Source organism: Shewanella sp. ISS20 (assembly GCF_056522965.1).
The window spans coordinates 826,433-853,085 of record NZ_JAWRZK010000001.1; the positions used below are offsets into that span (position 1 = coordinate 826,433).

The following is a 26,653-nucleotide window of genomic DNA, read 5'->3' on the forward strand; positions in this document are numbered from 1 at the left end:
GCCGCAGTTAAATTGTGCGATGGCGCGCATTTTTCCTGTTGCGGACGCCCAAGCCATGAGGCAAAAGTTCTGCTGTGATATTATGGCGCATCAAAAAGTAGTGTTTATACAGAGAAAAGACATGAACGAATTAGTGGTTAACGACATAGTTGTTGGTGATGGTAAAGAAGTCGTCAAGGGCGCTTTGATCACCTTGCATTATACCGGCACTTTAGATGATGGAACCGTGTTTGATTCATCGCACAAGCGCGGTCAAGCGTTCCAATGTGTCATTGGTACTGGTCGTGTGATTAAAGGTTGGGATCAAGGTATGATGGGTATGAAAGTTGGCGGTAAGCGTCAATTGAACGTACCAGCCCACTTAGCTTATGGTGAGCGTCAAATGGGCGCACTTATTCCTGCTAATTCCAACCTTAATTTTGAGGTTGAGTTGTTTGAAGTATTGACTCGTGATTAAGTAAGCCCTAGCAATAACACGCGTGTAATATAAAATCGAGCCAATTGGCTCGATTTTATATTGGGAAAGTTTTGAGTGGATTAGATTCAGTGGCTTGGCTTAGTTAGCTACTGTCACCTGTTTAGGTAATAGCTTTTTAGTGACCTTGAGTTCCGCAAGTTTTGGCCCTGGATGCAAACGCTCTGGCCAGTTAAATAGCATAATCGCCAGTACGTTTCTATGCTCACCCGAGGTCAGATCTGGATTGCCTCGAGGCGATGGGATCACCTGTAAATCTGCTTGATAACGCGCCGCGATGGCCGCTTTTGTTTTTGCTACCACAGGGTGATTATCTTGGCCTGCGAGTAAAAAGCTGATCCCAACCTCAGTGATAATATCCGCCGTTGCGTCAGTTAAAATCCGCTCAATATTGGCGTCAAAATAAGATAAAATCCACGCAAACTCTTTAGCATCAACATCTTTTTGATAGTAACCACTGGCCGCAAAAATGAAATGAGTCATGCCATATAACTTATTTCTAAATTGCGCTTTAGTTAACTTGGCATCGTTTGACGCTGGGTAAACTTGATTAAATGCCTGTTTATAAACATCAATATAATCACCAACCCCAAGTTGCTTGGCCCAATAGACATAGTTTATTAGCTGCGCCGCCCAAGATTTAATCATGGCTGGATCAGTTAAGCCGGTTTTTAAGTCCGTGGCTTTTAGGGCATTAATCAGTTCTTGATGACAAGGGCCTTGTAAACCAAATTCATCAATGCGACTGGCAGTGCGCAGTAAAATATCGGTATAGAACAAGAATTCAGGGAAGGGCGCCAATGCCTTTTTGCGCGCCTTCGCCCGCGGGCCCTTACCGAGTGCATCAATGGCAAGCTGCGACTGCTCAGCGACAAACGCCTTATCTTTGAGCTTACAAGCATAGAAGCTTTGATTTTCGCTAATGACAAACAAATCGGTTAACGCTGCATTGGCATATTTGTCATTGCCAGTCATGCGATACATTCTGATCCCGTAATGACCTAATACCCGCGGTGGTAATTGATACAAGTTATCTTCAAGATGGTGTTGAATGCTTGTGGCTATGTGCTGCCATTGCTGTGCTTGTGCGCCTGCTTCCTCAGTCGGCGCGTTTACTTGATGCACCGATTGTGGCCGTGTTTCAAGCTGCGACTTATCTTGCGCTAAGGCGTTATAACTTAGAACACAAAGACAAAGTGCGCTTAGGGTGCGTGGATGAATGAGCATAGTTAACATGATAAGAACTCCCTATGGCGAAATTCCCAAGGGAAGCTGCCGGTAATAATGGTGCCAATCTGGTGGTTAAGGGCAAGTGCTGCGGATTAATCACTAATAATTGCGTAATCGCCATGTCTGCCTGTTGTCGGCAATCTTGACTGGCTTGATAAAGCTGCTGACTCATAGCCTGTGCCCACAATTGACTGAGCTGATGCGCCCCTGTGGTAATACTCGAAAACCCGTAATAGGCAATATCAGCGTTCGGCCACGCCTCGCCAAATAAGTCAGTAAATAGCGATGCTAGATTAATATCATCGCCATAAAACTTAAGGGCCGCCGCCGCTTGAAATAATTGCCAATGGGCTTGATAGCGAGCCAAGGTAGTGTCTCTAGCGCCAGTTCTGAACCAAGTATCCGCTACTGGCTGCAGCAGTTGAATAAGCCACTCTTTTGCGAGTAAATCGCTATCGCCAATAAGTTCATTATGATTATTGAGACTAAATTGACTGCTGGCACTAATAGTTACTATCGCCTTAGCCAATTGCCCTAACAATTGCGATACCTGACTTAGGCTATTGACTGAACGTGGATAACTGAGCACTACCTGAGCGTGTGCGCTTGGCCGTGCGGCTAGGCTAATAATATGCATTTGCGCCGGCGCGTGCGATTTAGCGTGAGGTTTTGCGTGCAATTTAGGGGGAGTTGGCTCTGGTTGAGCATCATTATGGTTAAGCTCAAGTATGCCTAGCAGCTGGCGCTGATAACGGATAGCCCAGCCGTGCTCGCTAGTTTCTATGTCAAAGCCCAAGGTTTGCAATTTTTGCCGCCAAGCATTGAGCAGTATATCGCTGGACATAGCGCTCAATGCGGTTTTAGGCTGTTTAGCTAGGGCTTGATATAAGCTCCAAGGCGCCACCGTTAAAGTGCGACTTACTTGCGCGCTATTGACTAGTCCTGAGATAAATTGCTGGCGATCGGTTGGGTTTGCCATATGAGTGCCATAGAGCTGCAAATCATTAAAGTTGTCGTGTTTTTGAAGATTTGCTTGTTGCTTGCGGATAGCTTGCAAAGTCCCTAACGCTTGTTGGTTATGCGCCTGCGCCCGTAAATGATACGCCTCCCATAAGCCTTGGCGGCACAGCGCGTTTGGTTCATTAAGTAAGTAACGCGCCAGTTGGGCGGTGGGAGGCACACTATCATTTTGCCAAGTAAGGCAATTAGCCCCGGCTATTGATAATGAAAAATCTGAGCTTGCTAGATGATATTGAATACTGGCGTCAATGCTTGCAACTAACCCTTTTTGCTTTGGCGCTAATTTTTGGCGATTAAGTGCCGCTATGCGCTTCGCAAACTGCTGGATATCTAAATTTTGCGCGACAAAAGCGCGTGGCAGCCAAGCTTGTACTGGCGCGCTATTGATAATTGTTTGCAGGCGGTCGGCCAATAGAATTTGGCAGCGGGTTAATAGTGCGCGGCGATTGGCGCTAAGTGACGGTTGGTTACTAAGAGCAAGCCTAAAATAAAGAGTGCTCAAGGGTTTAAGCACATCATCAAGTTGCTGCGCCGCAAGATTAATATCCTTATCTAACATTAATGGTGCTGCCGGCGTTAATAAGGACTCGCAAGATGGCTTAGTTAAGATGCTCTTATCTAAATCATATATTGCTGATGAGGCGGTTGCTGATAAAGATGATTCTGGTGCGGATGTCGCGAGTAAAGAAGGATTTACTGAGCTTGCGGCTGCTAAGGTCGATAACGACCCGCAGCACACAAGTAGGCTCGCTAGCCTAAGACCAATAAGGACTGCTGGCCTCATGGGGTGGCAGTACCAAAATGGATTTTAGCGTAAGCGACACGCTCTTCAACCGATAAGGGTTTGCCACGCAGCGATTCAACATGCTGCAATCTTGGCAAAATACCTATGCCATTAGCGATTTGAATGGCAAGGCCTGGGCGGGCATTGAGCTCTAACATCAAAGGGCCGCGATTTTTATCCAGCACCATATCAGTGCCAAGATAGCCAAGCTCACTCATTTCATAAGCGCTTGATGCGGTATGCAGCAAGGTATCCCAGTGCGGCACTTGGATTTTAACCAGATCAAGGCCGGTGTCTGGATGGTGCACAATCGGCTGATTAAACTGCACCGCGCGAATGCCGCGACCGGTGGTAATATCAAGACCAACCCCTACAGCTCCTTGGTGTAAGTTAGCTTTACCATCAGAGGCGCTGGTTGATAAGCGCAGCATCCCCATGACAGGGTAACCTTTAAACACGATTAAGCGAATATCAGGTACGCCTTCATAGCTAAAGCCATCAAACACAGGGTCGAATTGGATAAGCCCCTCAACAATCGCTACATCGGATTTACCACCCAGAGAAAACAAACCACTCAAGATATTGGAGGCGTGTCTGTCTATCTCGCTTGGGGTCACTTCCTGACCACTTGGCTTATAAAAGCGGCCATTAGCCACTTGAGTGATCACTAAAATACCTTTGCCGCCCGAGCCTTTTGATGGCTTGATCACAAAGCCATCGTGACCGGCTAGCATGGCCGGAATACTCGCAATTTGGTGCTGCTGGGCAATTACGCCGATGAGATCAGGCACTGCAATATTATTCGCCAGCGCCAATTGCTTAGTAATCAGCTTGTCATCAACCCGTTTGTAAAATTTACGCGGGTTGTAGCGCGAAATATAATCAATATTGCGCTTGTTCATGCTAAGCACGCCCGCGGCTTTAAGCTTCCATGGCGAGGTGAACATCATAGTTATTCTCCAGCTAGAGGCTTAAAGCGTTTTAATTCAAGCACTTTATAACCAGTATATTGGCCCATTATCAGCACCAATGCCAAGATCACTAAATGAATGCCTAAGAAGTTAAATACCCAATGTTGTACCCATACGGCGCTCATCGCTAAGTAAGCTAAGGTGGCGACTAATAAGCTGCCACCGCCTTGAATAACGACTTCTTTCGGGCCTTCTTCTTCCCATAAAATCGACATGCGCTCAATGGTCCATGCCAGAATAATCATAGGGAAGAAGGTAATGGTCAGGCCTTCACTTAAACCGAACTTAAACGACAAAATAGTAAAGAGCCCTATGATGCCTATCACTACAATAATGACCGCGGATATTCGCGAGATCAGCAATAAATTGAGCTTAGATAGGTATGAGCGGATCATTAAGCCAAAGGCAACCACTAGCAAAAAGCCCACAAGGCCAGTTAATAGCGTGGTTTGAATAAAGGCGAGGGCGATTAATACTGGCATAAAAGTACCAGAGGTTCTAAAGCCGATAATCACTCGTAAAAACACTACTATTAATACGCCGACCGGGATTAACAAGATGCCTTTAAACAGGTTTTGCTCTTCAAGCGGCAATGAATAGAGTGAAAAATCCAGATCGTTAGCATTGCGCATCATAGCAATCGAAGTGGCTAGTGCGCTGCGAGTATCTTGCAGCATAGAAAAGCTAACTTGAGAATTGATACCACCAACCACATCTAACACTGACTTTCCATTGCGCTCCCACAGTAACATGTCATCGCTGCGACCTTGAGTGCCAGCGACTACATCAAACAGATACCATTGACCGTCTTGGTACACTTCGGCCATAGGGCTTAGTGATTGCCGGCGGCGCTGATCTTCTAATTTAAGCGCACTGACTTCATGGGCCGCTATGCCTTTGTTTTGCAATAAGCGCACAAATAACTGAGTCGCTGAGTTATTGGATAATAATAACTCCATGTTCTGCGTGCGTTCTTTTGCGCTAATGGCTTTTAGTAACTGTTGGGCGAATGAAAGATTACTGGCACTGCGCTCCCAAGCGGAATCTGTCACTTGCTTAGCCGCGGTTAATTCAGTGGCTGGCCATAAGAAAGGCTCTGGGGTTGGCGGCGCAATATCGGTAAGGATCTCAGCTTTACCTGTTGGCACTAAGGTTAAACGATAATATAAGTCTTGCGTGCCTATGGCTTGGCGGCTAGACCAGATCACCCGTCTTTGGCCTTGATTTTCACCAATGGTCATACCGTAACCTGGCGAGCTAGCATTTTGGGCTAAGACTTCAAAGGCTGGATCTTGGGGTAAACTAAAAGAGACTTCAGCAGGCTCGCCAGTTCCTTGAAAACTGACTTTGGCATCCACCGCCCAGCTTTGAATTTGTTTGCCTGGTAAAAATGGCACCTTGTGTTCAATGCCGCGATACACACTAGAGCCAATGCCTGTAATTAATAGCAGAGCTACGAGAATATAAAAGGGGGTTCGAGATTGCATCCGTCGTCCTTATTTAGCGTTTTTAGTCGGAGATGGAATAGACTTGCCATGTAAAAAGGCTTGGCTAACATCGACAACCGCAATATCTTTCATGAACTTACGTCCCAGCAGTAATTGATATTCAAGACCACTGCGATTATTGAGGTTTAATGAGGTTTGCGCTTTATAAGCGCCAATCTGCAAATGGGCCGTAATGACTGGGCGTCTGTCATCATTACTGGTGGCTTCATCGCCTTTAATGCGTACAAAACGCTCCACCTTAGATTCAAAAGTTTTTAATGGAGCATCACTACCATCAACATTGACATCAAAGCGCACCCATTGCTGACCATCACGTTCAAACAATATGATGTTTCTGGCATCCAGTGACGAAGATTCAGCGCCAGTATCAATGCGAGTATCAAAACCTGCTTGCAGCTCATCGACAAACACAAATTCAACTTGACCAAGAATAATCTTTTCGCCAATGCTGTCTTCTGGGCAAGTGGCAGGTTCAGTGACTATCACAGGCGGGACCTCAGTATTGATGCTGCCAACTTGATTTTTTAAGTCGCTTAAATCTTGATGAAGCACATCCATCCGCAGCTGCTGGCCTTGGCAGGCGCTGTTAATCGCCGCCACTAACGCCGCTTGTTGTTGCTGCAAATTGGTTGCTAATTGCGTTTCAGTCAGCGCTGGAATTTCTGGTTGCTTGGCCGTCATGGCACAACCCGATAACACTAATAAGCTGGCGGCGAGGGTGATATTGGTTTTTATCATAGCGAGGGTTCCATTAACTATGTTGTGCATGCTTAACAGCACATTAAAAGGCTCATGCCGTTTGTAAATTACTCGCTAACTTGCGGGCAATTATGGTCGCGCGTTTTGGCGCTGGATAGCCTTCAACGGTTCGAGTCATATCATCGCTAGCGAGATAATCGACCAAAGATTCATTCGGCATCCAGTCAGTGCTGCGCTGCTCGGCTAATGAGGTCACATCTAAATTGACGCAGCGAACATCAGTAAAGTCACATTTTTCGAGCCATAAAGTTAAGGCCGCAACTGAAGGTAAAAACCAGACGTTATTCATCTTGCCATAACGATCGCTTGGTAACAGCACAGTATTTTCATCGCCATCGACAACTAAGGTTTCAAGCACTAGCTCGCCATCGTTACGCAATTGGTCGCGCAGTTGCAGTAAATGATCGATGGGCGAGCGTCTATGGTACAAAACGCCCATAGAGAATACGGTATCAAAGGCATCCAGTGGTGGTAATTCTTCTATGCCTAGTGGTAATAAATGCACGGGCTTATCTGAGCCTTCTAAACGCTTAACCGCTTCAAACTGGCATAAGAATAAAGGGGATGGGTCAATGCCAACCACGCGTTTGGCGCCTGCGCCCAGCATACGCCACATGTGATAACCACTGCCGCAGCCAACATCAAGCACTGTGCGGTTTTTTAAGGGTGAAATATGGGGTAATACTCGATCCCATTTCCAATCTGAGCGCCACTCAGTATCAATATGAATACCGTGAATATGAAACGGACCTTTGCGCCATGGCGAAAACATGCGTAACAAGTTTTCCAGTTTTTGCTGCTCGCCGGCCGCTAACTGCTGGCCTGAGCCTATAGTGACACTATCTATGAGATCAACAGTATCTGGCGCTGAGAAGTTAAGCTTATGCAGCACTTTTTCCCATTTAGGCAGATTGCCATGCTTATGGTTGCGTTGCCATTCGCCTAAAATGGCAGGCAAGGTTTCGAGCCAATGTTGTAAATTAGAATCGGCAATTTGTTTATAGAAGCTACTGAAACTTATCACTTAATGGCCACCATGGAAGTAAAGTTAAAACACTGGAACCACGGACTAAAATGACTAAAACCTGTGGTAAGTAAACGCTGTTTGTGAGTTTCTATGGTGTCTGGTTTCATCACATTTTCCAGAGCACTGCGCTTTTGACTGATCTCAAGCTCACTGTAACCATTGGCGCGTTTAAAATCTAAATGCAGTTCATCGAGCAGTTGCTGAGTGACTTCATCTTCAAATCTGAGTTTTTCAGAGATGACCAAGATAGCCCCTGGTTGCATACCTTGATAAATAGAGGCAATTAAGGCGTCTCTGTCTTCTGGCGGTAAAAACTGCAAGGTGAAGTTTAAGATAACCATGGAAGCGTCGCTAAAATTAACATGACGAATGTCGGCGCACAGTAATTCCACTTCAATATCGCTGCGATAGGCATTGAGGTTTTCTTGGCATCTGTCCAGCATTGATTGGCTGTTATCGACCGCGATTATTTTAACTTGGCGGCCTTCAATTTTACGGCGAACGCTTAACGTGGCAGAACCTAATGAACAACCTAAATCATAGACTTGACTTTTTGGCGTCACAAAACGATCAGCGAAATCGGCGAGGGTATTGATAATTTGGCTATAACCTGGAACTGAGCGACGGATCATGTCATTGAACACACCAGCGACCCGGCTGTCGAAGGCAAAATCGGCGATAACATCGGTTGCCTGCGCATAAATAGTGTCTTGAGAAGAATGCATCTCATACTCAATAGTTATGGATAAGTGCTTATTTTAGCGAATGCTCGGCTTTAGCGGCAAGCGCAGTGCGGCTTATTTACCAGATTTTTAGCGCGAATCGGCTCAGCCAGTTCTTGCGCAACAAATCATTAACCTGATCGCTGCGTTTTTATTAAGATTTTCTTGTTAAGGATTTGCTCTGATAGCAATTTGTTAACCTGGGGTTTGCGCAGCCTTCGATAATGTTAACGAGATTGCCTGCGATTACGGCAAAGCGGGCGTGATTCCAGTAGGGCTTGCCAAGCAAATGACGAGGATGTGGCACAAAACTGAGTAATTATGAGCAAATTCATTCATAAACTGCTTGTTAGTTCACCGACTAACCTAGAAGGACTTTGGTAATCGAGATAATTTCTCTATAATGCCAGTCTTATTTTGTAATCAGTTTTTCCACTTGCCGGTCACCGGATAAAGGATAGAGTTAGATGCGCACTCATTATTGTGGAGACGTCAATAAGTCTCATCTTGGACAAGAAGTTACCTTAGTCGGTTGGGTTAACCGCAGCCGTGATTTGGGTGGCGTGATCTTTTTAGACCTGCGTGACCGCGAAGGCTTGGTCCAAGTTGTTTATGATCCAGATTTAGCAGAAATTTTTGAATTGGCTAGCAGTTTACGTAGCGAGTTCTGCGTACAAGTTAAAGGTCTAGTTCGTGCTCGCCCTGATTCACAAATCAAGGCCGACATGAAAACGGGTGAAATTGAGATTCTGGGTAAAGACTTAACCATTATCAATGCTTCTGCACCGCTGCCACTGAGCATGGATAACTTCCAAAACAACTCAGAAGAGCAACGCCTTAAGTATCGTTACTTAGATTTACGTCGCCCAGAAATGGCTGACCGCTTGGTTTTCCGCGCTAAAGTGACCAGCGCTGTGCGCCGCTTCTTAGATAGCAATGGCTTCTTAGATATTGAAACGCCGATTTTAACTAAGGCAACGCCAGAAGGCGCGCGCGACTATTTAGTCCCAAGCCGTACTTATAAAGGTCAGTTTTTCGCTCTGCCACAATCACCACAGTTATTTAAGCAATTACTGATGATGTCTGGCTTTGATAGATACTATCAAATCGTAAAATGCTTCCGTGATGAAGATTTACGTGCTGACCGTCAGCCAGAATTTACCCAAATCGATATCGAAACTTCATTCATGTCATCTGAGCAAGTGATGGCTAAGACTGAAGAAATGATCCGCGGTTTATTCTTAGAGCTGATGAATGTTGATTTGGGTGAATTCCCACGCATGACTTGGCACGAAGCTATGCGTCGCTTTGGCTCTGATAAGCCTGACTTACGTAACCCGTTAGAATTAGTGGATGTGGCTGATTTACTGCAGGGTGTTGAGTTTGCTGTATTTAAAGGCCCAGCTGAAGATCCAAAAGGTCGCGTTGCTGTTATTCGTGTTCCTAATGGCGCGAGCTTAAGCCGTAAGCAAATTGACGATTATACTAAGTTTGTTGGTATCTACGGTGCCAAAGGCTTAGCTTGGATGAAAATCAATGATGTAAGCCTTGGCATGGAAGGCATTCAATCACCAGTACTTAAGTTCTTAACCAAAGAAATGGTTGATGGCATCATAGCTCGCACTGGTGCGACTGATGGCGATATCCTGATGTTTGGCGCTGATAAAGCTAACGTAGTGGCTGAAGCTCTGGGCGCATTGCGCTTGAAGTTAGGCGAAGACTTAAACTTACTGCAAGGTGAGTGGCGCCCAATGTGGGTGGTTGACTTCCCTATGTTTGAAGAAGCCGATGGCCGCTTATATGCCGTTCATCACCCATTCACTGCGCCAAGCGGTGTTACTGCAGAAGAATTAGCGGCCGATCCTGCTAATGCAGTATCAGATGCTTACGACATGGTACTGAACGGTTGTGAATTAGGTGGCGGTTCAGTGCGTATTCATCATCAAGACATGCAAAGCACGGTATTCCGTATTTTGGGCATTGAAGATGAAGAAGCGACTGAAAAGTTTGGTTTCTTGTTAGAAGCCTTACGTTACGGTACGCCGCCGCATGCTGGTTTAGCGTTCGGTTTAGACCGTTTAATCATGTTGATGACTGGTGCTCAGTCAATCCGTGATGTGATGGCTTTCCCTAAGACTACCACTGCTGCGTGTCCGCTGACTAATGCTCCTGGTTATGCCAATCCACAACAGTTGGTTGATTTAGGTATTGGTGTGCTGCCAAAGGCCGATGCGAAAGACGCATAACTAACCCAACACCGAGGCTGATGCCTCGGTTTGTTTTTATAGGGTCTGAGGAGAACACTATGGCCGGACATAGCAAGTGGGATAACATTAAGCATCGCAAAGCGGCGCAAGATGCTAAACGCGGTAAACTCTTTACTAAATTTATTCGAGAACTGACCGTCTCTGCCCGCGAAGGTGGTTCAGATCCCGATGCCAATCCAAGATTACGCGCCGCCATAGATAAAGCCTTATCTAATAACATGACGCGCGATACCGTTGAGCGCGCCGTTAAACGTGGCGCTGGTGAAACCGATGGCGCCGCCTTAGAAACCATAGTGTATGAAGGTTATGGCCCAGGTGGCACTGCCGTGATGGTTGAATGCATGACAGATAATCGCAATCGCACTGTCTCTGCCGTTAGAAATGCATTTTCTAAATCCGGTGGTAACTTAGGTACAGATGGCAGTGTTGCCTACCTCTTTACTAAGCTTGGCTTGATTTCATTTGCTGCCAGTGTCGATGAAGACGCTCTGATGGACGCGGCGCTTGACGCTGGCGCTGATGATATTGTGATTCATGACGATGGCTCGGTCGATGTCTTTACCCAGCCAGAAAATTTTGGTGCAGTAAAAGATAGTCTAGATGCCGCAAACTTTGACGCCATCAATGCCGAAGTTACTATGGTGCCAGCAACTAAAGCTCAGCTTGATGCCGATAGCGCGCCGACATTTTTGCGATTGATAGATATCCTTGAAGATAATGATGATGTGCAAGAGGTGTATCACAACGCTGATATCAGCGACGACGTCATGGACACGCTAGTTTAAGGGAGCTTATGGCCATCATATTGGGTGTTGATCCAGGTTCAAGGATCACAGGTTATGGCGTTATCAAGTGCGTCGGTCGGCAACAAATCTATTTGGGCAGCGGTTGTATCCGCACTTCATCCGATCAATTACCTTTGCGCCTAAAGCAAATTTTTGATGGTCTTACCCAAATCATTACTCAGTTTCAGCCCGATGAATTTGCCATCGAAAAAGTCTTTATGGCAAAAAATGCCGATTCCGCGTTAAAACTAGGGCAGGCGCGTGGCGCCGCCATAGTCGCGGCCATGAATGGTGATTTACCGGTTGCTGAATATACCGCCACTCAGATAAAAAACTCGGTAGTCGGGACGGGACGCGCTGAAAAAGCACAAGTGCAGCATATGGTTACAGCCTTATTAAAATTACCAGCGGCGCCGCAAGCCGACGCCGCAGATGCATTGGCAGTAGCCATGTGTCATTATCACACCAATCAAAGCTTGGTGGCCTTGGGCGGCCGAGCAAGTTCACGCAGCTATGGAAGATATAAATGATAGGTCGACTGCAAGGAGTCTTGTTAGAAAAACAAGCACCAGATGTATTAATTGACGTGATCGGCGTAGGTTACGAAGTTCAAATGCCGCTTAGCTGTTTTTATGAGTTACCTGAGCTGCAACAATCTGTGACCATTTATACCCACTTTGTCGTGCGCGAAGATGCGCAGTTGCTTTATGGCTTTATTAATAAGCAAGAGCGCGCCTTATTTCGTTTGTTGATTAAAACCAACGGTGTTGGCCCGAAATTAGCGTTAACCATTTTATCTGGTATGACGGCCAGTGAATTTGTGCAAAGTGTAGAGCGCGATGATGTTGCCACCTTAGTGAAGTTACCTGGGGTTGGTAAGAAAACTGCCGAGCGTTTACTGGTTGAAATGCGCGATAAGCTTAAATCGTTAATGGCCGCATCCACGGGCAACGAAAAAGAGTTTGTGTTGCAGTCTAACTTTAAGCCTGTACCGCAAGCTAACAGCGCTGAAGAAGATGCCATTGCCGCGTTATTGTCACTTGGCTATAAGCCAGCGCAGGCAAGCCGAGTGGTAAGTCAAGTCATGACGGTTGACATGGACAGTGAAACCCTGATTAAAGCCGCCCTTAAGACCATGTTATAAGGTTTGATATGATAGAAGCCGATCGCCTCATTTATCCTGCAGCGCAAGGACAACAAGAGGAAGTAATTGACCGCGCTATGCGGCCTAAATTATTGAGTGAATACACAGGCCAAAATGAGGCGCGTGGCCAATTAGCCGTGTTTATTCAAGCGGCTAAAAATCGTGGTGAAGCTTTAGATCACATGTTGATCTACGGCCCACCAGGTTTAGGCAAAACCACCATGGCGATGATAGTTGCCAATGAAATGGGCGTGAATATTAAATCCACTTCTGGGCCTGTGCTGGAAAAAGCAGGCGATCTCGCGGCATTACTCACTAACCTTGAAGAAGGCGATGTGCTGTTTATCGATGAAATTCATCGATTAAGCCCAGTGGTTGAAGAAATCTTATATCCAGCTATGGAAGATTATCAGCTCGATATTATGATAGGAGAGGGCCCAGCGGCCCGTTCTATCAAGCTCGATTTACCGCCTTTTACCTTAATTGGCGCGACCACGCGCGCGGGGTCATTAACTTCGCCGCTGCGTGCCCGCTTTGGTATTCCATTGCGGCTTGAGTTTTACAATGTTGATGACTTAGCCACTATTGTGAGTCGCAGCGCGCGGGTAATGGGCGTTGAAATGGATACCGATGGCGCTAAAGAGCTCGCCAAACGTGCCCGCGGTACGCCGCGAATTGCCAACCGCTTATTAAGACGCGTGCGCGATTACGCCGAAGTTCAGCATGATGGTGTGATTAATGCCTATGTGGCTGAGCAAGCGCTTAACTTACTCGATGTTGATGCTGAAGGCTTTGATTTTATGGATAGAAAATTACTGCTAGCCATAATCGATAAGTTTGGCGGTGGCCCTGTAGGGCTTGATAACCTCGCCGCTGCCATTGGTGAAGAGCGCGAGACCATTGAAGATGTACTCGAGCCTTTCTTAATCCAACAAGGCTTTGTGCAGCGCACCCCAAGGGGGCGTATAGCGAGCGATCGCGCTTACATGCATTTTGGCTTAACGCGTCCGCAAGCATAAATTCAGCCTAGTCAATATCATTGGTAGCTAATTTAACTAAACCGGTGCTAAAGGTTTCATTTCATAATGAATAATCGATCACTGGTTTTTTTAAATATTGACTAACAATGAATCGCATTTATCATAAATTCACTGTTAATAGCTGAGTTTATAAATGTTTTCAGTTAGCATTGCTCGTCGCTTCATTACCATTACATCAGGAACGTAATATGATTTTTACTGAGGTTAGTTTAGCTCCCACCGATCCTATTTTAGGACTTACCGATATTTTTAAAGCCGATGCACGCACTGCCAAGGTAAATTTAGGTGTTGGTATTTATAAAGATGAAGCGGGTAACACGCCGGTGCTTGCCAGTGTGAAACGCGCCGAAGAGCGTTTGTTATCACAAGAAACCAGCAAAAATTACCTCGGTATTGAAGGTGTACACGCTTATAACTCAGGCGTATTAGGCTTATTATTTGGTAAAAATAATCCGTTAATTAGCTCTGGCCGCGCATTAGCGGCGCAGGCGCCAGGTGGCACTGGGGCATTAAGAATAGCTGCTGAGTTTTTACTGCGTAATACCCCAAGTCGCACTATTTGGGTATCTAATCCAACCTGGGCAAATCATAAGAATATTTTCGAGACCGCAGGACTGGTAGTCAAAGAATACGCTTACTACTGCGCCGAAACTCATTCAATGGATTTTGATGCCTTAATCGCATCACTTAGCCAAGCTTCGGCTGGCGATCTCGTATTACTACACGGCTGCTGTCATAACCCAACGGGTATTGACCCAACGCCAGCACAGTGGCAACAAATTGGCGAATTGTGCGCGGCACGCGAGTTAGTCCCCTTATTTGATTTTGCCTACCAAGGCTTTGGCGCAGGTATTGAAGAAGATGCAGCGGGACTGCGCGCCGTGGCGGCACTCGTGCCTGAGCTTGTGGTAGCGAGCTCATTTTCTAAAAACTTTGGCTTGTATAACGAGCGCGTTGGCGCTGTGACCGTTGTTGCAGAAGATGCTGATACTACCACTCGTTCATTTAGTCAAATTAAGCGCACTATTCGCGCGTTATATTCTAACCCTCCAGCCCATGGCGGCTTGATTGTCAGCACCATCTTAGGGGATGACGAACTGACCGCGCAGTGGCAGCAAGAACTGACCGAAATGCGTGAACGCATTGCTAGCATGCGCACCTTGTTTGTTGATAGCTTACAAGCCTTAGGTGTTAACCAAGATTTCAGCTTTATTCGTGGCCAAAATGGTATGTTTAGTTTTTCAGGCTTAACGCCAGCGCAGGTTACGCGCTTACGCGATGAGTTTGGCGTGTATATAGTGGGCTCTGGACGCATCAGTGTGGCGGGTATGACTAAAATCAACATGCCTGTGATATGTGCTGCTATTGCTAAGGTACTTTAAGCCGATACGGCAGCTGCTAATTGATACCAGCCTCGCTTGCGCTTAAAGAGCACCAATAAAAACGAGCCTTACGGCTCGTTTTTTATTAGTTAATCAAGGGCTTAGTCGGGAGCTTAAGCGGCTTTACTTACTTGCTCTACCATCAATGTAAGTATTCGATTGAGGCACAACTGCAAGGCTTGTCTATCATGGCGCCCTGGCTGATTAGGGCTTTCTAACGACATTTGCACCAGTTTATTGTCTACATACTCACTGCCATGACGCAGGTAATAATCGATGCGGCCTTGACCAATAAAGCGCTCGCAATAGTTGATTTTATCTTGAAAGCTTAATTGATTCGCACTTGATTGCTCATGGCAAATATTATCCACAAATACGATTTTTGCTTTGGTGTTAGTGAGGACCGCAGCAATGCTCGGGACTAGCAGCGGCGGCATTATGCTGGTGAAAAAACTGCCAGGGCCTAATACTACTAAATCTGCATGATTAATGGCCATCACGGCTTCGCAAGTCGCACTCACTTGTGGCTCTAATAATAAATGAGCCGGTGGGGTTGGCATATTATCAATGTTAAGCTCGCCAAAGACACTCTGCTGCTCGTCGTTGAGCGCAAGCAAATGGGTAGGTTGCTCTGACATTGGAATAAGCTTAGGGCCAATATTAAGCATATGACGAATGAGGTTAACGGCTTCAAGCGGCCTAATGCAGAGTTGATCTAATGCATGCAGCATTAAATTACCAAGATTATGGCCGGTTAATTCATCATCACCCTTAAAGCGGTACTCAAACAACAATGAGCCCACTGACGGTTGATTGGCCAGTTGCGATAAGCAATTACGCAAATCCCCCCAAGCGATGCAATGATGATTTTTCCTCAGTCTGCCCGTTGAGCCGCCATTGTCTGTCGTGGCGACTATGCCAGTTAATTGTTCATTTAGGTCAGACATGCTTGCCAATACTCGGCCTAATCCATGGCCACCACAGATAGCGACCACAGCAGGTGTGGAGCTAGTTACCGCAATTGACATCAGGAGTTCCTCCGTGAGATCCCATAAAAATTGAAAAAAAATGTTTAGCCATTTTAACTCAAAAATTGGCATAAAGCGGCTTAAATTGGTGAATTAAGATAAATACATTATAATGCGCGGGATTTTAAACTGTCGATGCGACAATAAAGATGATAAAAGGTAAGTGATTGAATAAAAGTATTTTTACAACAACTATGTTGGCGATTAGTGTGGCTATCGTCATGATTCATGGCATGCGTACCTGGTTGATCTCCGCAACAAAACCTGAGATTGTTCAAGAAATTCAAGCGCCTGTTGCCGTAAGAGGCAATGAGGTCGAAGCGGCCACCATTCCCGATTTCGCCAGTATTTTAGATGTAAAAGCTAAGAAAAAAGCCTTCTTTGATTATTTACGTCCGGCCATAGTGCAGCAGAATGCTGTTATCAGCCAAGACAGACAAGCTGTGCTTGAACTGAAGCAGCAACTTGATGAGGACAATGCGCTCAATGAAACCTCCATTGGCTTATTAAATGAGATAGCGGCTAAATATCGCTTCACATTCCAAGAGTACACTGAGGTCAGTGTGCAGAAATTATTGCGCCGCGTTGATGTGATCCCTGAAAATATGGTGCTCATTCAAGCCGCCAATGAATCGGGTTGGGGGAACAGCCGTTTTGCCCGTGAAGGTTTTAACTTCTTTGGCCAATGGTGTTTTAGTGCTGGCTGCGGTTTAGTGCCAAAATCACGCACCCCAGGGCTTAATCATGAAGTTGCCAAATTTAGTTCAATGGATGCGTCAGTCACTTCTTATATGAGAAACCTTAATACCAATGCGGCGTATCATACCTTTAGAACACTGCGGGAAAATATCCGTCTTAAAGGTGAGCAGCCAAAGGCGAGCGACTTAGTTTATGGTTTGATGAATTATTCTGAGCGCAAAGGTGACTATATCGATGAGCTTTTACTCATGCTGGAACATAACCAGTCGTTGTTAGTGAATGTAGGATAATCATGAAATACCCAAAAGGATGTGCCAGCTTGTGCGGGCTGTTAACTTTATTAAGCCTCAGCACTAATGCGGCTGAGGTGTCATTAAGTTACGAAGATTTCTTCTCCCGTATAAAACAAGCTAATAAAGCGGATTTACAATTAGTTGAATTAACCTTTAGCGTGCCAAAGACAGAGACTTGCATCTTAACCTCGGCGGCACTCGTAACGCCAACGGAGCAATTCCCAGTGACTTTTACTGGCGATCAACGCCTGTATTTGCCGTTTGATCCTAGGTTAAAGCAAGACAGAGCCGTACTCACTTTGCAGTTAGCAGGAGATGCGGCCGCTTGTGGTATTGCAGTGCAAACCCGCGAGAAATCAGTCAGCAAAGAGTATAGCCAAGCGCGTTTGACGCAGGTTTATGCCGAAATGGATAGCCTGCAAGCTCAGCTAAAAGGCTTTCCTATGAGCTGGTTTCATGACCCCATTAACGGTATACAGTTTAGCTTTGATGGCGGTGCGCAGGCCATATTAAATGGCCGCAATTTAGGGGAGGCGCAGCAGTGGCGCTTTTCTAAGGCGCAGCTTGATGACGCGCAGTCACTCAGTTTTTCTATTGCACCTAGTGTCGTAAGCCCCTGGGTTAACTAGCGTCAACTAGTTCAACTGACTTAAGTAAGCGTATTTACTTCATAACATTAGTAGTGCAATAGTCAGTTGTCAGAATCAAAAAAGGTCAGCAAATGCTGACCTTTTTATTGCTTAGAATTAAGCTAACATCATAAAATTAATGTGTAAATACACGTTAATGTTATGGCGTAAATACGCTAACCACATCAATCAGTTGCTCATTTTGACGCTGGCGCAGACTGGCCGCATCTAAATCAATATGGCCTGAATTGCTAATGTCCATAAAATCAAACGCAGGTAAATCGGCTTCTGCGACTTCGCCTGAAAGCTTAGCATTTGGATCACGAGTTAAACTCAGAAAATCAAACTGATTGCGATCAACACCTTGCGATGGCGCCGTGTTTTGCATTGCGGTAAATATGGTTTCAATACGTCCAGGGAACTGCTTATCCCAAGATTTAAGCATATCTTTTACCGCTTGGCGTTTGAGGTTCTCTTGCGAGCCACACAAGTTACACGGAATGATAGGGAACTGCTTTAACTGAGCATATTCAGCTATGTCTTTTTCACGGCAATAGGCTAATGGTCGAATCACCATGTTAGCGCCATCGTCAGACAATAACTTAGGCGGCATGGCTTTCATTTTGCCACCAAAAAACATGTTCAAAAATAACGTTTCTATAATGTCATCTCTGTGATGACCTAAGGCTATCTTAGTTGCGCCTATGCGCTGCGCAAAACCATATAAGGTACCGCGACGCAAACGTGAACATAGGGCGCAGGTAGTTTTACCTTCAGGCACCTTGTCTTTAACGATTGAGTAGGTATCTTTTTCAAGGATATGATAAGTCACGCCTAAGGTATCAAGATAAGCTGGTAAAATATCTTCAGGAAAGCCCGGTTGCTTCTGATCAAGGTTAACAGCAACCACTTCAAAATTGATAGGTGCTCTGGCTTGGAGATTTAATAAAATATCCAGCATGGCATAACTGTCCTTGCCGCCAGAGAGGCAACACATCACACGATCGCCTTCTTCAATCATATTGTAATCGGCGATAGCAGAACCGACTTCACGACGAAGACGCTTCTGTAATTTGTTTAAACGAGTGATTTGCTTCTTGATTAATTCTTCTGACATAAAAAAAGCGCCCGACAGCTAAGTTACAGGGCGCGTATTATGCTTTTTTTTACCAGCAGGGTAAAGCGCTACTAACAGTGCGTTTAATTTGGTTGCAGTGGCGAGCGATAACCTTGTGGTTTTACCGCTAATAAGTCGCAGTTTAATGAGTCGATGACATGCTCAGCGGTATTACCAATTAAGGCAGCAAATAAACTGGTGCGACCTATAGTGCCTAAGATCACCAATTCAGCATCTAAGGTTTGCGCCACATGGGGAATGACATCCTCAGGCAAGCCTTCTTCTACATGGCAATTAGCCAAGGAAATTCCATAATGATGGGCTAAATGTTCCACCCGCGATTGATGCTGAGTTTTCACTGAATCATTAAAGGTTTTGGCATCAAAATCAGGTAATTCAATGGCAAGATTAATGGGCGTACCAGGATAGGCGTTGACTAAATGCACCTGGGCATCAAATTGGCGCGCTAATAATAAGCCTTGCTCGATAATTTTATGGTTAAAACTGTCAGTATCGTTTTCTTCGGTATGACTGATATTGACCGCACACAGAATTTTACCTTGGGTAATCCACGCATGCTCTTTCACCATCAGCACTGGCATAGGCGCTTTGCGCATTAAGTGCCAGTCGGTGGGGGTGAATATGACAGATTTTAATTTATCGTGGGCATGGGTGGCCTTGATAATTAAGTCAAACTCATTGGCAATAGCAAAGTTAATGATGCTTTCAAACGGACGGTTATGCCACACCACTTCAGAGGCGATTTCAATCCCTAGTGCGCGAAATGGGCTGAGCAGGTCATCAAGCCATGCAATGCGCTGATTAATAACGCCTTTACGCATAGCTTCACGCTCAACATTGGATAATATCGAGGTCATCTCATAGGACAAGTCAAAGATGGACAAAAACACGGTAATTGACGCGTGGTTACGCTGTGCTAAAGCCACGCCTCTATCAAGCGCTGCTTGCGCATCTTTAGTGGGGTCGATGACAACTAAAAGCTTATGATAATCCCTCATAACATTTCCTTATAGGTTAGCATTAACCTCATCTAGGTGAGCCGCTCCACGCATATCACCTAACCATTAACGAAACTAATCACTTATTTTTTATGAAAAAGTTCATGAAAGCATTCATGAAACAAATCCAAATAATCAACCAATCAATCTAGCGGTTCCAGCCAATTGTGCCAGTTGAGTGAAGTCTAGGATAGTAATATATTTGCCTTTAACTTCAATGAGCCCAGCCTTTTGAAAACGCCCCAATAAGCGACTAATCGTCTCAACGGTTAAGCCAAGATAATTACCAATATCGCCGCGCGTCATAGTTAAGCGGAATTCTTTTGGTGAAAAACCGCGACTGGCAAAGCGTCTTGCAAGATTACTGATAAACGCCGCTAAGCGCTCTTCAGCATTCTTTTTGCTGAGTAATAAAATCATGTCTTGATCGCTAATGATTTCATTACTCATTAAGCGCATGATTTGCTGGCGTAATTTAGGCATAGTGCCTGATAACTCATCTAAAGTAGTGTAGGGGATCTCACACACCATAGAAGTCTCAAGCGCTTGGGCAAAACTTTGATGCATTTGGCTGTTAATGCCATCAAAACCAATGACATCGCCGGCTAAATGAAATCCAGTAATCTGCTCATCACCTTGCTCAGTAATGGTATAGCTTTTTACTGTACCAGAGCGAATGGCAAATAATGATTTCAGCACATCGCCAGATTTAAAGATTTGCTCACCTTTTTGTACCGGCTTTTTACGCTCAATAATGTTGTCTAGTTGATCCAGCTCATTGTTATTAAGAGTAAAAGGGATACACAATGCTCCCATGCTGCAATCATGGCAATGAATTGCGCAGCCAGGGTTGACCAAACGTCGTTGTTTATTCTGCTCTACAGTCATACTCACTCTCAATCTTAGCGGACGCCATTATGGTAAACCATTCGGTCAGCATGGGCTAGTCGTGCCGGGTTAATGGCTCAATTGTTGGATAGCGATATATAAGGTCTGTACCCCAAAGGCTATCAGTAGTAGACCTGAAAAAGTCTTTATTGATTTTGACTGTAACCAGTGTGCGAGCTGATTGGCGGCCATGCCAGTTAATAGCATGGCAGGCAGGGTGCCAACCCCAAAGGCGAGCATGAGCGCGGCGCCTGTGCTCGTTTGCCCTGATGCTACAGCCCAAGTTAGCATGCTATAGACTAATCCGCACGGTAACCAGCCCCACACCATACCGGCCGCGAGGGCTTTTGGCAGGGTATTGATGGGTAACAAATGTTGTCCTAACGGCTGTATGTAGCGCCATAAATATTTACCTAAAGCTTCAATATTCAGTAAACCGTTAAACCAACGCGCAAGATACAATCCCGTCAGTATCATCATCAGCCCCGCAATTAGGCGTAAATACACCAAATAGGAATCAAGAGCGACAAGTTGCCCTAATCCTTGCGCAAGGCCTGCTGCGAGTGCGCCTGCCAAGGCGTAAGACAATAAGCGTCCACCATGATAAGCGCCTTGAAATTGTAATTGCGTTAGCATCTGTGATTGCTGCGATCGCCTAGGCACTTGGCTTGATAGAGCGCCTACTAAGCCGCCGCACATGCCAAAACAGTGACCTGCACCCATTAACCCCACTAACATGGCGGCCGCTACGCTTAACTCCATTCATTCATCTCCACTATTTTATTGCCGCAAGCCGTTACTGCGGCTTAGATGAATGCTGGCTTAAGCTGTTATCTTGCTGTGTGCCAACGGGTAATTCATCATTAAGTGGCGCTTGTGCAGTAGCCGCTATCGCTTCACTGGCGGCACTAACTTTAGTGACCTTATTGCTGCGCTGCGGCTCGTCATCAAACAAAATCGACATGCTTTGCCGCTCAAGATCATCAAATTGGTCACTTTTTACAGCCCAAAAAAAGATACCCACGGCAATGAACACAAACAGCATAGCAATCGGGATTAACACGTAAATAATGTTCATGGACGGATCCTTAATAATCGCAGGCTATTAGTCACCACGATTAATGAGCTAAAAGACATGCCTAAGGCGGCAATGTAGGGATATACGTGTCCGGTCACAGCTAAAGGGATGATCAATACATTGTACCCTAATGCCCAATACAGATTCTGATAGATAATGCGATAAGTGGACTGAGCTAAGCTTAAGGCCGTTACAAAGCGAGATAAGTGATCCCCAAGCAAAATAGTATCAGCGCTATTTTTCGCGATGGCACTGCCGCTGCCCATAGCCACAGATAAATCTGCTGCCGCTAATACTGGCGCATCATTAATGCCATCGCCAAACATAGCCACTACCGCGCCTTGTGATTGTAACTCATGAATAAGCGCTAATTTGTCCTGCGGGAACATGCCGCTATGGGCCTGCTTAATGCCAAGTTGTTGCGCTAAAGCTTGCACTTGCTTGGACTGATCGCCACTGGCAATGCTGACATCTATGCCAAGTTCTTGTAATTGCTTAACGGTTTGCGCGGCATCGCTGCGCAATTTATCGTTAAACACTAAACAGGCCAGAGGCTTACCATCACAGCTTAACCACACCACTTGTTCGAGTAACTGGGACTGTGCCTTTTGGTACCAAGCGGGCAGTGACGGTACTGATTGGGCGTCAGATGCGCATGCAAACCCATAATGCCCCACACGATATTCATGTCCTTGATAGTGACACAAGATGCCCATGCCGACCTGCTGAGTGATGTGTTCAAGCGCTAGTTTTTGGCTAAACATGCTCTGACACGCAATCGCTATGGGATGCAAAGAACCTTGCTCAATATTAGCAATCAGATTAAGCAGCTCGCTCTTATCGATATTAGGCGCATGTTGGCAAGACACTAAGCTTAATTGGCCGCAGGTGAGGGTACCGGTTTTATCAAACACTACATGGCTTAAGCGCGGAAAAGTTTCAAACACGCTGGCACGGCGAATAATGATACCAAGTTTAGTGAGCTGTCCGGTTGTGCAAGTCACGGCCGTTGGCGTTGCCAAGGCTAATGCGCAGGGACAAGTCGCTACTAACACAGATAAGGTCACCCAAAACGCATCGGTGGGCGATAAGAATGACCAAGCAATATAAGTGAGCGCGGCAATCGATAAAATTATTGGCGAAAATATGCCCGCCAGACGATTGGCGGTTTCTGCGATTTTGGGTTTAGTATGGGACGCTGACTCTTGCAAGCTAATAATTTTAGCCACCAATTGCTCTTGGCCAATAGCCGACACTGTTACTTCTAAGGTTTGATCTAAATTAATGGTGCCTGCAAACACGGTATCACCGACAATCTTAAGCACAGGGGTTTGCTCGCCGGTGAGCATGGACTCGTTACAGCTTGAATGCCCATGGCGAATAACGCCATCGGCTGCAATGCTATCGCCGGGTAATATTTGAATAATATCGCCAATCACTAACTGCTTAGCCGCTATATCGCGATAGCCATCAGCCAATACCAGTCTTGCGGTTAAGGGCACCACTTTTTGTAAATTACTGGCGCTAACCGACGCAGTTTGTAGGGCTTTTTGCTCTAAGTAGCGGCCAAGCAGTAAGAAAAAGGTAAACATGGTGACAGATTCAAAATAAACCTCACCCGTACCATTAATGGTGGCAACCACGCTTGAGAAATAAGCGCCTAAAATGGCAATGGAGACAGAAACATCCATATTAAGGCGGCCAGCGAGTAGCGAACGCACGGCACTGAAATAAAACGGCACGGCCGAGTAACACACGACAGGCGCTGCAAAAATCAAACTGACCCAGCGGAAATAATCGCGGTACTCAAGTTCTAAGTCGGTAAAAAAATCTGAATAAAGGGCTAAGGCAAACATCATGACTTGCATGGTGGCAAAGCCTGCTAAGCCTAAGCGCAGTAAAAATTGTTTACTTTGGCGCTGACTTTTAAGCTCTTCAGCTTCTAAGGTGAAAGGCGCGGCTTGATAACCAATGTTGCTGAGTTCCTGCAAGATTTGGCTCATGCTGATGTCATCGGCCTTAAACAGGATTAAGGCTCTTTGGGTGGCGGTATTGACAGAAATTCTTACAACCCCGGGCAGGGCACTTATCTTATGTTCAATTAGCCACGCGCAGGCGGCGCAGGTAATACCATCGAGAGTCAAGGTGACTCGACTGGCATTATCCTCAGTCGAGACAAACTCTTGCTGCACTTCGGCTAAATCATAAGCGCTAAAGCTTAAGAGTTCATCGGGCACTAAGCCGCGCTGACTGCTACCAGGTTCGGTGCGATATTGATAATAACTGCTAAGACCAGCGTGGATAATAGTCTGGGCCACAGCTTCACAGCCAGGACAGCACATAGGTCTGTCATGGCCATCAATTCTCACACTAAAAGAGGTACCAGGAGCAACAACTTCATGGCAGTGATAACACTTAGACTGGGACATAAATTAGTTCAACCAATATTCGCCATTATTGGCTAATTGCAGACGCTGTTGTATGCGCCATTTAGCATCATAACTTTCAAGGCGAACTTCCCACGCGCCATTGACCATATCATCCGTAGTCACGCGATAAGCGCCACTGGCATCACTGGTCGCCATTAATTGCAGGTCATGTTCGGCAATGGTTGGATGATAGAAACGGACGTTGAGGGCAGCGCGATATTCAGGGCCACCGTGCTGGGTGATGATTAATTGCTCATTGACCACTTTGAGATTAAATTGCATGCCTAATTGCTTGGCCTGCTGAATTTTACCTAGATCCATATTAATCGCCTTACCGGCTTTGTAATAATCTTCGGCCACTAAAGAATCTGAGTTATCAATTGCAATTTTCATGGTGATTAAGCTGGCGACCACAACTGTGGCAGGCAACAAAATGAGAAACCAAGGCCAGAACTGCTTATACCAGGCTAGTTGTGTGCTCATTACTCTACCTATTATTTGTTTTTGTTATTTTACCCACATAAGTGTGAGTTTACACTGAAAAAAAAGCTCCGAATTAGATCGGAGCCTATTGATTTCAAATATATTTACTTATTAGACAAGCTGTAAACATAAGCGGCAATTACATGCACCTTATCTTCACCTAAAATGTCTTTCCAAGCAGGCATCACACCATGACGACCAAGTACGATACTTTGGTCAATCGCACCGCGACTGCCGCCATATAACCAGATATCGTCAGTCAAGTTCGGCGCACCAATTAACTGGTTACCTTTACCGTCCATACCATGACAGGCAAAACAGCCTTTCATCCAACTGGCTTGGCCTTGAGCCGCTAATTCAGCTTTATGTGGGCGACCAGATAAGGACACCACATATTCCACTAACCCTGACAGCTCGCCGTCAGTAATAGGTAAGCCGCCTTTAGGTGGCATCATGCCATTGCGACCATTGAGGAGCGTGGTCTTAATGGTATTGAGATCGCCGCCATAGAGCCAATCAGCATCGGTCAGGTTAGGGAAGCCTGTGCTACCACGAGCATCCGAACCATGACATTGTGAGCAGTTTTGTAAGAACAAACGGCCACCGACTTTCAAAGCATCCGGGTTCTTAACTAACTCTTCCAGTGGCGTGTTGGCGTAAGCTGCGAAGATAGGGCCAAATTTAGCATCGGCACTAGCGACTTCGCGATCATATTGCACTAACATGCCAGAGGCTTTCGCCGCTTCAATGGCTTGCTCAGATTCAGCTTTAATGCCTTGCTCAGTACCAATACCTTGGTTCGAACTGGTCCAGCCCAATAGGCCTTTATAGTTACCTAAACCAGGGTAGAGGGCTAAATAGGCTAAGCCGAATACCACTGTGATATAAAACATGTAACTCCACCACTTTGGCAGCGGATTGTTGATTTCTTCAATCCCGTCAAAGCTGTGGCCCATTGACTTACCTTCGTCAATGCCGGTGTTATTTTTAGAGCATGCACGCAATAATAATACACAACCCGCAATCACGATTAAGGTGAGAACAGTGATCCATATGCTCCAGAAGCTACTCATTGCTTTTGCTCTCCTGAGTCCTTCATTTTCTGGATTTCTTCATCAGAAAAAACCAGATTAGCTGCGTCTTCAAAACTTTTTTTCTGACGCGAGCTATAAGCCCAAGCAAATATACCGACGAAGGTCAGCATTACAACAATAGTGATGATCCCCTGTAATGTGCCGTAATCCATATAGTTGCCTCCTTATTTGAGTGCATGACCCAGTGATTGCAGGTAAGCAATCATGGCTTGCATTTCTGTTTTTCCAGCAACAGCCGCTTGTGCTCCAGCAACATCAGCGTCGGTATAAGGCACGCCAAAACCACGGAAAATTTCCATTTTGGCAGCAGTCTTATCACCGGTCAGTACGTTATCCATCAACCAAGGGAAGCCAGGCATGTTGGACTGAGGTACCACGGCACGTGGATCAATTAAATGAACTTCGTGCCAGTTATCGCTATAACGACCACCAACGCGCGCCAGATCAGGACCAGTACGCTTAGAACCCCACTGGAACGGATGATCCCATACAGATTCACCCGCCACCGAATAGTGACCATAACGTTCAGTTTCAGCACGCAGTGGACGGATCATTTGGCTGTGACAGTTATAACAACCTTCACGGATATAAATGTCACGACCTTCAAGCTCTAACGCTGAATAGGGACGCAGACCTGCCACAGGCTCTGTGGTGTCTTTTTGGAACAGTAGCGGGGTGATTTGCACTAAACCACCGATACTGATAGCTAACACAGTCAGAATACCCAGCAAGCCGATATTCTTTTCAATCATTTCATGATTAAACTTCATCGTTCCGCCTCC

General features: G+C 45.7%; 27 protein-coding genes. 9 read left to right on the forward strand and 18 right to left on the reverse strand.

What is annotated here, in order from left to right; translation table 11 throughout:
* Positions 1-121: 121 nt before the first annotated feature.
* Entirely contained in the window at positions 122-457 is a 336-nt protein-coding gene (locus AC1HDP_RS03760) for an FKBP-type peptidyl-prolyl cis-trans isomerase (RefSeq protein WP_479637718.1), read from the forward strand.
* Positions 458-556: 99 nt separating this feature from the next.
* Here the strand turns inward: AC1HDP_RS03760 and AC1HDP_RS03765 are convergent, their stop codons facing one another.
* Genes AC1HDP_RS03765 through cmoA form a run of 7 tightly spaced genes read right to left on the reverse strand, consistent with a single transcriptional unit; the run spans position 557 to position 8,499 of the window.
* Positions 557-1,711: a DUF3541 domain-containing protein gene (locus AC1HDP_RS03765; RefSeq protein WP_479637719.1), complete on the reverse strand. Its 1,155-nt coding sequence runs from the start codon at positions 1,709-1,711 to the stop codon at positions 557-559.
* Entirely contained in the window at positions 1,647-3,509 is a 1,863-nt protein-coding gene (locus tag AC1HDP_RS03770; protein ID WP_479637720.1) for a hypothetical protein, read from the reverse strand. Before AC1HDP_RS03770 ends, AC1HDP_RS03765 begins: the two co-directional genes overlap by 65 nt.
* A complete protein-coding gene (locus AC1HDP_RS03775) occupies positions 3,506-4,459 on the reverse strand; it encodes an alpha-L-glutamate ligase-like protein (protein WP_479637721.1) in 954 nt (317 codons plus the stop codon). The genes AC1HDP_RS03770 and AC1HDP_RS03775 overlap by 4 nt, the downstream gene beginning before the upstream one ends.
* A gap of 2 nt (positions 4,460-4,461) precedes the next feature.
* Entirely contained in the window at positions 4,462-5,967 is a 1,506-nt protein-coding gene (locus AC1HDP_RS03780) for an inactive transglutaminase family protein (protein WP_479637722.1), read from the reverse strand.
* A 9-nt stretch (positions 5,968-5,976) separates the two neighbouring features.
* A complete protein-coding gene (locus AC1HDP_RS03785; protein WP_479637723.1) occupies positions 5,977-6,726 on the reverse strand; it encodes an ATP-dependent zinc protease family protein in 750 nt (249 codons plus the stop codon).
* 52 nt (positions 6,727-6,778) lie between these two features.
* On the reverse strand, positions 6,779-7,771 hold the full coding sequence (cmoB, locus tag AC1HDP_RS03790; protein ID WP_479637724.1) for a tRNA 5-methoxyuridine(34)/uridine 5-oxyacetic acid(34) synthase CmoB: 993 nt from the start codon (positions 7,769-7,771) through the stop codon (positions 6,779-6,781).
* Complete coding sequence (gene cmoA, locus AC1HDP_RS03795) at positions 7,768-8,499, reverse strand: carboxy-S-adenosyl-L-methionine synthase CmoA (protein WP_479637725.1); 732 nt, start codon at positions 8,497-8,499, stop codon at positions 7,768-7,770. The genes cmoB and cmoA overlap by 4 nt, the downstream gene beginning before the upstream one ends.
* A 464-nt stretch (positions 8,500-8,963) precedes the next feature.
* On the opposite strand from cmoA, the gene aspS reads away from it, so the two are divergent.
* From aspS to AC1HDP_RS03825, 6 genes are all read left to right on the forward strand, one after another.
* The gene (gene aspS, locus AC1HDP_RS03800; RefSeq protein WP_140932543.1) at positions 8,964-10,742 is read left to right on the forward strand and encodes an aspartate--tRNA ligase; all 1,779 of its coding nucleotides are present in this window, start codon (positions 8,964-8,966) and stop codon (positions 10,740-10,742) included.
* A 59-nt stretch (positions 10,743-10,801) separates the two neighbouring features.
* Positions 10,802-11,548: a YebC/PmpR family DNA-binding transcriptional regulator gene (locus tag AC1HDP_RS03805; RefSeq protein ID WP_479637726.1), complete on the forward strand. Its 747-nt coding sequence runs from the start codon at positions 10,802-10,804 to the stop codon at positions 11,546-11,548.
* Positions 11,549-11,556: 8 nt separating this feature from the next.
* Positions 11,557-12,078: a crossover junction endodeoxyribonuclease RuvC gene (ruvC, locus tag AC1HDP_RS03810; protein ID WP_479637727.1), complete on the forward strand. Its 522-nt coding sequence runs from the start codon at positions 11,557-11,559 to the stop codon at positions 12,076-12,078.
* Positions 12,075-12,692 carry a Holliday junction branch migration protein RuvA gene (gene ruvA / locus AC1HDP_RS03815; protein WP_479637728.1) on the forward strand — a complete coding sequence of 206 codons (618 nt, stop codon included), beginning with the start codon at positions 12,075-12,077 and terminating at the stop codon, positions 12,690-12,692. Before ruvC ends, ruvA begins: the two co-directional genes overlap by 4 nt.
* Positions 12,693-12,700: 8 nt before the next feature.
* Complete coding sequence (ruvB, locus tag AC1HDP_RS03820; RefSeq protein WP_140932547.1) at positions 12,701-13,711, forward strand: Holliday junction branch migration DNA helicase RuvB; 1,011 nt, start codon at positions 12,701-12,703, stop codon at positions 13,709-13,711.
* Positions 13,712-13,920: 209 nt separating this feature from the next.
* Entirely contained in the window at positions 13,921-15,114 is a 1,194-nt protein-coding gene (locus AC1HDP_RS03825) for an amino acid aminotransferase (protein WP_479637729.1), read from the forward strand.
* A 113-nt stretch (positions 15,115-15,227) separates the two neighbouring features.
* Here the strand turns inward: AC1HDP_RS03825 and yvcK are convergent, their stop codons facing one another.
* Positions 15,228-16,142: a uridine diphosphate-N-acetylglucosamine-binding protein YvcK gene (gene yvcK / locus AC1HDP_RS03830; RefSeq protein WP_479637730.1), complete on the reverse strand. Its 915-nt coding sequence runs from the start codon at positions 16,140-16,142 to the stop codon at positions 15,228-15,230.
* Positions 16,143-16,336: 194 nt separating this feature from the next.
* Here yvcK and AC1HDP_RS03835 point away from each other — a divergent pair, with 194 nt between their 5' ends.
* Both AC1HDP_RS03835 and AC1HDP_RS03840 read left to right on the forward strand, forming a co-directional pair.
* Entirely contained in the window at positions 16,337-17,131 is a 795-nt protein-coding gene (locus AC1HDP_RS03835; protein ID WP_479639818.1) for a glucosaminidase domain-containing protein, read from the forward strand.
* Between the two features lie 2 nt (positions 17,132-17,133).
* The gene (locus AC1HDP_RS03840; protein WP_479637731.1) at positions 17,134-17,763 is read left to right on the forward strand and encodes a DUF2987 domain-containing protein; all 630 of its coding nucleotides are present in this window, start codon (positions 17,134-17,136) and stop codon (positions 17,761-17,763) included.
* A gap of 160 nt (positions 17,764-17,923) precedes the next feature.
* Here AC1HDP_RS03840 and ttcA read toward each other — a convergent pair whose 3' ends face one another.
* From ttcA to ccoO, 10 genes are all read right to left on the reverse strand, one after another.
* Positions 17,924-18,880, reverse strand: coding sequence for a tRNA 2-thiocytidine(32) synthetase TtcA (gene ttcA / locus AC1HDP_RS03845; protein ID WP_140932551.1), 957 nt, complete (start codon positions 18,878-18,880; stop codon positions 17,924-17,926).
* Positions 18,881-18,963: 83 nt separating this feature from the next.
* Positions 18,964-19,899, reverse strand: coding sequence for a universal stress protein UspE (gene uspE, locus AC1HDP_RS03850; protein ID WP_479637732.1), 936 nt, complete (start codon positions 19,897-19,899; stop codon positions 18,964-18,966).
* 135 nt (positions 19,900-20,034) lie between these two features.
* Positions 20,035-20,787, reverse strand: a complete 753-nt coding sequence (etrA, locus tag AC1HDP_RS03855; RefSeq protein WP_479637733.1) for an electron transport transcriptional regulator EtrA — start codon at positions 20,785-20,787, stop codon at positions 20,035-20,037.
* Between the two features lie 69 nt (positions 20,788-20,856).
* Complete coding sequence (locus tag AC1HDP_RS03860) at positions 20,857-21,549, reverse strand: sulfite exporter TauE/SafE family protein (RefSeq protein ID WP_479637734.1); 693 nt, start codon at positions 21,547-21,549, stop codon at positions 20,857-20,859.
* Positions 21,550-21,583: 34 nt separating this feature from the next.
* Positions 21,584-21,865, reverse strand: a complete 282-nt coding sequence (gene ccoS / locus AC1HDP_RS03865; RefSeq protein ID WP_479637735.1) for a cbb3-type cytochrome oxidase assembly protein CcoS — start codon at positions 21,863-21,865, stop codon at positions 21,584-21,586.
* Entirely contained in the window at positions 21,862-24,294 is a 2,433-nt protein-coding gene (locus tag AC1HDP_RS03870; protein ID WP_479637736.1) for a heavy metal translocating P-type ATPase, read from the reverse strand. Before AC1HDP_RS03870 ends, ccoS begins: the two co-directional genes overlap by 4 nt.
* Before the next feature lie 3 nt (positions 24,295-24,297).
* Positions 24,298-24,777, reverse strand: coding sequence for a FixH family protein (locus tag AC1HDP_RS03875; RefSeq protein ID WP_479637737.1), 480 nt, complete (start codon positions 24,775-24,777; stop codon positions 24,298-24,300).
* A gap of 104 nt (positions 24,778-24,881) precedes the next feature.
* Positions 24,882-25,850, reverse strand: a complete 969-nt coding sequence (gene ccoP / locus AC1HDP_RS03880; protein WP_140932558.1) for a cytochrome-c oxidase, cbb3-type subunit III — start codon at positions 25,848-25,850, stop codon at positions 24,882-24,884.
* Positions 25,847-26,023 carry a cbb3-type cytochrome oxidase subunit 3 gene (locus AC1HDP_RS03885; protein ID WP_140932559.1) on the reverse strand — a complete coding sequence of 59 codons (177 nt, stop codon included), beginning with the start codon at positions 26,021-26,023 and terminating at the stop codon, positions 25,847-25,849. Before AC1HDP_RS03885 ends, ccoP begins: the two co-directional genes overlap by 4 nt.
* A gap of 12 nt (positions 26,024-26,035) precedes the next feature.
* On the reverse strand, positions 26,036-26,641 hold the full coding sequence (ccoO, locus tag AC1HDP_RS03890) for a cytochrome-c oxidase, cbb3-type subunit II (protein ID WP_140932560.1): 606 nt from the start codon (positions 26,639-26,641) through the stop codon (positions 26,036-26,038).
* Positions 26,642-26,653 lie beyond the last annotated feature (12 nt).